This window comes from Peribacillus frigoritolerans (assembly GCF_030676415.1).
Classification (GTDB): domain Bacteria; phylum Bacillota; class Bacilli; order Bacillales; family DSM-1321; genus Peribacillus; species Peribacillus frigoritolerans_A.
The window spans coordinates 1-799 of sequence record NZ_JAUUTW010000084.1; the positions used below are offsets into that span (position 1 = coordinate 1).

Annotated in this window: 1 protein-coding gene; it reads right to left on the reverse strand. The window is 44.1% G+C overall.

Going from position 1 to position 799, the window contains the following annotated elements:
- Positions 1 to 191 precede the first annotated feature (191 nt).
- A partial coding sequence (locus Q8G36_RS28565; protein WP_305163136.1) for a TetR/AcrR family transcriptional regulator occupies positions 192 to 799 on the reverse strand: 608 nt, incomplete at its 5' end.

Here is a 799-nt window from a genome sequence, read left to right on the forward strand (position 1 = left end):
GAATAATCCAATTAAATAGTATAAGGGCATGTTTTGATTAATCTTTTTCAAAACATGCCCTTTCTATTTATTCATTTATCAAGGTTGCTTGTATTAAAAAAATACCCTCGTGTCGTTTTGAAATAAAGTTGCGACGTTTTAAAAAATAAAGAAAAGACACCATAAGGTGCTTTTTTTCCTCTCCAGAAGCCTCAACTCGAAAATAACGAACCGACAACCAAAGACAACGTTTGCTTGTAAACGGCATGTGCGGACTGCACATCTCCAAAATGTCCGCACATGTAAAGATGGATAACACCGTGGAGCGACGCCCAGAAGATACGGACGACGGTTTCCGTGTCATACTGACCGGTAATCAGTCCCTGCTCTTGCGCATTACCAATTACCGTCAACAATTGCCGCATAGCTGTTACGGTGCCGTGTATGCTCTCCTCGTCTGGTTTGAAATCCGCGAAGGCTCCTCCGAACATCAGCTTGTAATAACCGGAGTAACGCTGTCCAAATTGCCAGAAGGTTTCGCCTAAATTAAACAGCTGCTGCATCGGATCGTCAGCGTGTGGCGTTCCCTCGAATTCTTTGGCGAGAAGCTTGCAGCCGTCGAGATAAAGCTGCTGAGCCAGTCCATCTTTATTGACAAACAGGTTGTATATGATTTTGGTAGAGCAATTCATTTTCTGCGCAACTTTACGCACCGTCACAGCTTCAGGACCCTCATCGTACAAAATCGTTGCCGCAGCATCGACGACGAGCTTTCGAAGATTTTCAATATTTTTCAAGCGAGCCTCCTGATACGTTTCCA